Here is an 8,470-nt window from a genome sequence, read left to right on the forward strand (position 1 = left end):
CTTTGTTTGCCTGTGAAAGTTATTATGTACAAAATCCCTTGAAACATTGGTATTTTGTATTTAAAGGAAACTTTCCACACTGACAACACCGCTTGTACACTATCCGCTTCGCGTCTAACGCGATGTAGCCGTTGTGTACTGGATGACGTGACATAGTCACTTTGTTTAGGAGAATAAAATGAAAAATATAAGAATTGCATCTATAATCTATATCGGATCAACATATATTGGAATCAGGGTCTGCCAGAACAGGAAGAATAAACTACACATGTTGGAGAAGGCAAAGTTTAGATTATCATTGGGAAAGGAAGTATTTGAAAACCGAAGAATACCTGTTGAAAAAGTTGATATAATTGTAGATACTATTAAAAAATATAAGAAGTTGTCTGAAGAATACGGCTGTGAAAAAATAAGGCTTCTTGCAACAACAGCTTTGAGAGAAGCTGAAAACAGGTATTATATAAGGGACAGGATATTTCAGGAAACAGGTATTATTCTAGAGATATTGTCCGATGCAGAGCTTAAAAACCATATTTTTATGTCAAACATAGAAGAATTGAAAAACAAGGGTCAGCTTGAAGAAAATGGAATGCTAGCTTTCATAGGAAGCGGAAACCTGGGAATTGCATTCTATGAGAACAGTTCCATTAATTACCTTCAAAATATACTAATAGGAACCCTTAAGCTTTACGAAATAGCAAAGAATGCTGAAAAATATTCCGACAAGATGAACTATCTTGTGAAGGAACAACTTCATACATATACCAACTTTCTTCCAAAGTTCCTGCCTAAAAACGAAATGAAATTTTTGTTGGTGGCTGGGAGGGCAACTGAAACCATAGGAATGCTATGCAATGTGGAAGATGAAACCGGCATGATTGGAAAGGAAGAGTTACACAGTTTTTTCAAGAAAATAACCGATATGAATGCAGAGAAAATATCTGCTAAATACAATGTGAGAAATGAATTTGCCAACGAAATAATCATAGCAACTACCATAATAGAAAATCTTGTGACTATTTCCGGTGTAGAGGGAATCATACTACCTGATGTTTTCTTTTTCAATACAATGTTTAACGAGATGTTGTTCCCGGTCAGATATATGGATATGAAAAGACGTATGAACGGATATGCAGTATCTTCTTCAGTGAAGTTGGCTGAGATGTATAAAGCCTATGACAACCACATACAGTTTGTAGATTCTGTATCTGAAAAGATAATGAAAAAGCTCTCAAGGACTAACCAGTTCAACGACAAGGAGTTTTTATATTTGAAGATTGCAGTCATACTTCACAACATTGGGAAGTTTATAAACTCAGACAAGCATTATATCAATTCAAGTTATATAATCAGGAATACGGACATCATAGGACTTACTGAAAAGGACAGAGAACTTATATCACTAATAGTTAAATATCAGTCCTTCCTTCTTCCGTCAGAGGAAGATGAAGAGTACAGTATCCTTTCTCCAGTGGAAAAAATTTGTGTTTCAAAACTTTCAGCCATTCTCCGAATTGCTGATTCCCTTGACAAAAACTACAAGCAGAAATTCAAGGAAATAATTGTCAAGATGCAAAAAGGTGATCTTATAATTCAGGTTGACAGCAAAAAGAATACATATATAGAACAGATTAAGTTTAACGAATATAAGGACTTTTTCAAGGAAGTTTATGGTATGGACATAAAACTTTTAATCAAAAGGGGGATGTAAATGGCTGAAAATATGAATGAACACTATGTGAACAGAGAGCTCAGCTGGCTTATGTTTAATGACAGAGTTCTTGAAGAAGCATATGAAAAAAACAGCAGATTATTCACCAGACTCAAGTTTTTAGCTATAACAGCATCCAATTTAGATGAATTTTTTATGGTAAGGGTAGCAGGAATCAAGCAGCAGATGGCTGCTAAATACAACAAACGGGATATTGCTGGAATGACTCCAAAGGAACAGCTGGAAGCAATCTATGAAGAAACCCATGGAATGATGAAAAAGATGTATAACTGCCTCAACAAGTCTATACTTCCAAAGCTTGAAGAGCAGGGAATATGGATGAAAAAATACACATCCCTAAATTCACACCAGAAGGAATATGCTGAGGATTTCTTTGAAGAGTTTTGTCTTCCAGTATTAACACCACTAGCAGTTGACTCCGGAAGACCCTTCCCACATCTTGGGAATAAAAGTCTTAACATTGCCGTAGAGATTGACTCAGGTGAAGATGATAAGCTATACGCTGTTGTGCAGGTTCCTTCAGTATTACCAAGATTTGTTGAGGTGGAATCTGATGACGATGAAACAGCATATGTTTATCTAGAGGATATAATTGAGCATAATCTTGACAGACTTTTCAGTGGATATGAAATTATTGGAACAGTAATATTTAGGATAACAAGGGATGCTGATCTTGAAATTGACGAAGACGAGGCTGAAGATCTTCTACTGGAAATAGAAAAGTATGTAAAAAAAAGGAAATGGGGATCTACCGTAAGGCTTGAGCTTCAGAAAAAGGGAGACAAGGGATTGATGAAATTCCTTAAGAAGAACCTGGGAGTATCATCAGATGAAATATATGAACTTACTGCCCCTCTTGATCTTACAAGTTGGTTTTCCTTCTTGGGAAACGGAAGGTTCTCACATCTTATAGACGAGGACCCTAAGCCTCAGAAGGCAATTGATTTTTTTGGAGAGGAGGATATTTTCGCTGCAATCAGGGAGCGAGACAGGATGATACATCTTCCATATGAATCTTTTGACAAGGTTCTTGAATTCATCGACAGGGCTGTTGATGATCCAAATGTACTTGCCATTAAGCAGACTCTATACAGGGTGAGCAAGAACTCCCCAATTATTGACAAGCTCATAAGAGCGGCCGAGAAAGGCAAGCAGGTTACAGTAGTTGTTGAGCTCAAGGCAAGGTTTGACGAAGCAAACAACATAGTATGGGCAAGAAAGCTTGAAAAGGCAGGTTGTCACGTGGTTTATGGTCTTCCAGGACTTAAGATTCACTGTAAGGCTTTTCTAGTAGTTAGAAGGGAAGACGAGGGAATAATAAGATATGTCCATATGTCTACTGGTAACTATAACGACTCAACGGCCAAACTTTATGAGGATATTGGAATATTTACATGCAGAGAAGACATATGCAGCGATATATCCAACATGTTCAATACAATTACAGGATATACTAGACAAAGGGAATATAAAAAGATATTCGTAGCTCCTTATGGAATTAGAAAAGGTTTTGAACATTATATAGACAGGGAAATATGGAATGTGAAAAACGGTGGCTATGGAAAGATTATAGCAAAATTCAATTCTCTTGTGGATAAGAATATTATAAACAAGCTTTACGAGGCATCTAATGAAGGTGTTGAAATAGACCTCATAATAAGGGGAGTCTGCAGTCTTAAAGCAGGAATTCCAGGTCTCAGTGAAAATATACGGGTAAAGAGTATAATTGGAACCTTTCTTGAGCACAGCAGGATATATTATTTCTATAACGAGGGGTATTCAGACATTCTTTTGTCAAGTGCAGACTGGATGTCGAGAAATCTTGACAGAAGGATAGAGGTGCTTTTCCCCGTAGAAAACGGAAGGCTAAAGGAAAGAGTTGTGGAAATGCTGGAACTGAGCCTTGCAGATACTGAAAAAAGCAGACTACAGCTCGAGGATGGAAGCTATAGAAAGGTTGACAAGAGAGGCAAGGAATCAATAAATGTACAGATGATTCTTCATGAAAAAGCAGTCACTGAAATTAGGAATGCAAAAGAAGAAATGATGGGTATATGATATGAGATATGGAATAATTGATATTGGATCAAATACCTTCAGGCTTGTAATAGCTGAAATAACTGAAAAAAGCTATTTTGCCATAGATGGCTTCAAGGAAAGCGTGAGACTGTCGGAGGGACTTGATGAAAACAGCTTCCTTTCAGAAGAAAAGATGGAATACGGCAAGAAGACATTGAAGATGCTGGTTGAATACTGTCGGTCAAGCAAATGCGAAGAGATAAGAATCGTTGCCACAGCTGCACTTAGAAAGGCCAAAAATAGAGAGGAATTCATGGAGTATGCAGTTGAGGAACTGGGAGTTGAGGTTGAACTTCTTCCAGGAGAGGCAGAGGCCATGTATGGCTATATAGGGTCCATAAATTCCATAAACAAGAAGAATTACATATTCATGGACATTGGTGGAGGTTCTACGGAAATAGGTCTTGTCAGGGACAGAAAGCTTAAGAATTCCATAAGCCTTCCCTTTGGTGCTGTGGATCTTGCCAATGGCTTCGATCTCAGGGACAAGGCGAAAAAGGAAGACCTTCACAGGCTTAGGAATTTTATCAATGAAAAATACGAAGAGGTGCCATGGCTGAAGGAAGGAAAAGACCTGCCCCTAATAGGCATAGGTGGAACCATAAGGACAATAGGCAAGATTCAAAAAAGAAAGGACAACTATCCATTAAGTGCTATCCACAATTACTATATTGAAAGAGATGATGTTGATATTCTCTTTGATACCGTATCCGACATGGGTAGGAAGAAAAGAGAAAGTATAAACGGACTTGGAAAGGACAGGTCGGACATATTTGTAGGAGCCTGTGGAGCGGTCAAGTATCTTCTGGATCATTGTAATTCAAGCAATCTTGTAATAAGCAGGGACGGATTGAGGGAAGGCCTCATGTTCGAAAAATGCGGTTTCGGATATGACAATATCAAGGGAAATCCCCTGAGGCTTTCAGTTGAAAACATGATGGTTGTGTACAATGTGAACATAGAACATTCTGAACATGTGTATTTTCTCATGAAGAGGCTCTTTGAAGAGCTTGAGGACGTGCATGGAATAGATGAGGAAATGAGTGACATCATTTATGCAGTCAGCATGCTTCATGATGTGGGAAGGATGCTTGACTACAAGGACCATCACAAGCATACCTTCTATATAATGCTCAATTCCATGCTGAAGGGTATTAACAACAAAAAACAGCTCATGGCTGCAATAATTGCAGGAAATCATACCACAAGCAAGCTTAAGATAGACCTGGAAGACTATTACAGGATTCTTTCAGACAAGCAGGTTGAAATCATAGAAAAACTGAGCATTCTCATCAAGTTGGCGGAAGGACTGGACAGGAGCCTCAGCAGAAAAATCAGCGATATTACCTGTGACATCCACAATGATACTGTAATAATAAAGACTATGGCAGAAGGGGATATAACCCTGGAGAAAGCCTATCTAAAATCTTTTGAGAATAATTTTAAGAACACGTTCGGCTATAATATGATATTGGTGTAAGCCAAATTTAAATGACAACCAAAAAACCATACTGAACTGTTATCAAGTTTCAGTATGGTTTTGATTTTTTTCTATTCTTCGGCACAATTGGTGGCTGAACCCTTCAAAATATCAAGTCCGTGCTCCATTGGACCAATAATATATTCAAGACACTCTCTTACTGCTTTAGGACTACCAGGTAGGTTTATTATGAGAGTATTGTTCCTTATTCCGGCTTCAGCGCGTGAAAGCATTGCCTTTGGAGTTATTTGAAGGCTCAGATACCTCATTGCCTCAGGAATGCCTGGAACCCTTTTTTGAATAACTGCAAGGGTGGCTTCCGGAGTATTGTCCCTCTTTGAAAACCCAGTACCACCTGTTGTGAGGACAAGATCAACACCAATTCCATCACACATGTATATTATTGTTTCCTTAATCATTTCAATATCATCAGGCACCATCTTGTAATCCACTACAAAATAGCCTGCTTTTTCTACTATTTCTCGTATTAACTGACCGCTCAAATCATCTCTATTTCCTTTTGAGCCACTATCGCTTGCAGTTATTATTCCAACCTTGTACATACTCATACCTCCTTGATTATCAAAAATACAAAAGGTCCGGAAAGCTGCTATGCTGCGATATCTACAAAGTAGATATTCAAACAGTGCAGGAAAGTATCCATAAACACATATTAGCAGTGTTACAAGGTAATATGTAAATATAACTTTCCTAAGCTTGGACGGTTCTTTTTGTATTTTTGTAATATGATTAAATGAAGTTAAAAACATTTTATATAATATTATATCACAACTTAAGTTTTAATTAAGATTTTATCATTATACTTGATTTAATGAAGATAAGTGGTATAGTATGTATATTGCAAATACTGTTCATTAAGAGACAACAATGATCTAAAACAATCTAGAATAATTCAAATAGTTAAACATAGATGATAGAATAGTAACTGCCGCATTAAAAAATTATTTAATCGTTTCAGCAGATTTAGGAGGAAAAAATGTTAGAAAGTATACTGTCTAAGCTTATCGCTCTTCCGGCGATATTGATAGGCATTTCAATTCATGAATTTGGTCATGCACTGGCCGCAGTAAAGATGGGTGATGATACACCTAAATATCAGGGAAGGCTTACACTCAATCCGTTGAAACATCTGGATCCCTTTGGATTCTTGTGTTTGCTCTTAGTTGGATTCGGATGGGCAAAGCCTGTAATGATAAATCCAAGAAACTTCAAGAATCCTAAAAGGGATGATATAATTGTTTCTCTGGCGGGAGTTGTGATGAATCTGATTACAGCCATAGTATTCACTTTTATATTAAAGTTTTATCTAGGAAGTTTTATGGAGTTTGCAAATACAGAAATGGGATACATCCTGTATAAGATGCTTCAGAGCGTAGTGGTTATAAATGTGGTTCTTATGGTATTCAATCTTATACCATTGCCACCCCTTGACGGGCACCACATTCTTCAGGATATAGGTGGAAGAAAGGTATATAATTTCTATCACCAGTATAGCCAGTATATAAGGCTTGGTCTCATACTCCTTCTAGTAACAGGAAACATAGGAAGGATAATAGGACCTCCTGTATACAGCATAGTAAGGTTCCTCTTTAATACAATAAGCGTGTTTTAAGTTGGTTGAAGTTGCCTTATTCTAAAAAAAGCAGGTATAAAAGCACAAAATGGAAATACCTATATGTTTTGTGCTTTATGTTTTAAAGAATCAAAAGTATAATCATAGATAAAAATTTTAATCTGCATTTGACACAAATGACGAATTAATAAAAGGGAAACATTACCAAACGAGATGTTAAACAAGTTGAAACCGAACGAAAAGATGATATAATAATACTGTAAACATAATATACTTAATTAGTTGAGGTGTAAAATGATTAGTAAAAGAATTAAGGAAATGACTCCATCGGCAACGGTTGCCCTATCGGGAAAGATAGCCGACCTTAAAAACCAGGGAATTGACATAATTGGATTCAATGTGGGAGAACCGGACTTTAATACTCCAGACAATATTATCAAAAAAGGCGAGGAAGCCTATGCCCTTGGAATGACAAGATATAGTCCGGCACCAGGAACACTGGAACTTAGAGCGGAAATTTGCAAGAAGTTTAAGGACGACTACGGTCTTGATTATATTCCAAAGGAAGTAATAGTATCAAATGGAGCAAAACAGTCTCTCATAAACGTTCTTATGGCAATCGTGGATCCGGGAGAGGAAGTAATTGTACCTGCACCTTGCTGGGTAAGTTATGTTGAAATGATAAAGCTTGCAGATGGAGTTCCTGTAATAGTACAGATGGAAGAGGAAAACGGATTTGCCCTTGATGTGGACAAGATTGCAGAATCAATTACGAACAAAACAAAGGCAATCATGATCAACTCTCCGAACAATCCTACTGGAGCTGTTTATAGCAAAGAAGACCTTATAAAACTTGGAAAGCTGGCTGTAGAGAAAGGTTTCTATATATTATCAGATGAAATTTATGAAAAGCTTATATATGAAGGTGGAGCTAATGTATGCATGGCTGCATTGTCTCCTGAAATCAAGGAAAAGACAATCACAATAAATGGTGTTTCCAAGTCTTATGCCATGACAGGGTGGAGGATAGGATATGCAGTTGGACCACAGGAAATCATCAAGGCAATGACAGACTATCAGGGACATACTACATCCGGTGCTAATTCTCCTGCACAGCATGCATCAATTGAAGCACTTTCAAATTCAGCTGACTCTGTTGAAATGATGAGGCTTGAGTTTGACAAGAGAAGGAAGTACATAGTTGAAAGACTTAATAATATGGAAGGTATAAAATGCAATATGCCTAAGGGCGCGTTCTATGTAATGCCTAATATTACAAGTTTTTACGGCAAGAGTAACGGAGACTTTATAATAAAGGACTCTGTTGACATGGCAAATTACCTTCTTGAAGAATCCAAGATAGCAGTAGTTCCAGGAATTGCCTTCGAAGCTCCTGATAATCTTAGAATTTCATATTCCAATTCAATTGAAAATATTGAAGAGGGAATGAACAGGATGAAAGAAGCTCTTAAGAAACTTAAATAGATAAAAAAGACTTATCTCTCAGGAGATAAGTCTTTTTACGTTTAATATTATAATTTACTAACAGCTTCCGCCAGACATGCCTATTATGCTTACTGAAAAT

Annotated in this window: 6 protein-coding genes; 5 read left to right on the top strand and 1 reads right to left on the bottom strand. The window is 37.1% G+C overall.

Annotation, left to right across the window (positions count from 1 at the left end; all coding sequences use genetic code 11):
* The first annotated feature begins 178 nt into the window (after positions 1-178).
* Genes AC3AX0_RS03005 through AC3AX0_RS03015 form a run of 3 tightly spaced genes read left to right on the top strand, consistent with a single transcriptional unit; the run spans position 179 to position 5,291 of the window.
* Positions 179-1,711: a Ppx/GppA phosphatase family protein gene (locus tag AC3AX0_RS03005; protein ID WP_487548825.1), complete on the top strand. Its 1,533-nt coding sequence runs from the start codon at positions 179-181 to the stop codon at positions 1,709-1,711.
* Positions 1,712-3,790 (top strand): RNA degradosome polyphosphate kinase, encoded by a 2,079-nt coding sequence (locus tag AC3AX0_RS03010; RefSeq protein WP_487548826.1) that lies wholly within the window; start codon positions 1,712-1,714, stop codon positions 3,788-3,790.
* A gap of 1 nt (position 3,791) precedes the next feature.
* A complete protein-coding gene (locus tag AC3AX0_RS03015; RefSeq protein WP_487548827.1) occupies positions 3,792-5,291 on the top strand; it encodes a Ppx/GppA phosphatase family protein in 1,500 nt (499 codons plus the stop codon).
* 71 nt (positions 5,292-5,362) lie between these two features.
* Here AC3AX0_RS03015 and mog read toward each other — a convergent pair whose 3' ends face one another.
* The gene (gene mog, locus AC3AX0_RS03020) at positions 5,363-5,854 is read right to left on the bottom strand and encodes a molybdopterin adenylyltransferase (protein WP_487548828.1); all 492 of its coding nucleotides are present in this window, start codon (positions 5,852-5,854) and stop codon (positions 5,363-5,365) included.
* 434 nt (positions 5,855-6,288) lie between these two features.
* On the opposite strand from mog, the gene AC3AX0_RS03025 reads away from it, so the two are divergent.
* Both AC3AX0_RS03025 and AC3AX0_RS03030 read left to right on the top strand, forming a co-directional pair.
* Positions 6,289-6,924, top strand: coding sequence for a site-2 protease family protein (locus AC3AX0_RS03025; RefSeq protein ID WP_487548829.1), 636 nt, complete (start codon positions 6,289-6,291; stop codon positions 6,922-6,924).
* 255 nt (positions 6,925-7,179) lie between these two features.
* Positions 7,180-8,370: a pyridoxal phosphate-dependent aminotransferase gene (locus AC3AX0_RS03030; protein WP_487548830.1), complete on the top strand. Its 1,191-nt coding sequence runs from the start codon at positions 7,180-7,182 to the stop codon at positions 8,368-8,370.
* The last annotated feature ends 100 nt before the right edge of the window (positions 8,371-8,470 follow it).

This window comes from Dethiosulfatibacter sp., assembly GCF_983023055.1.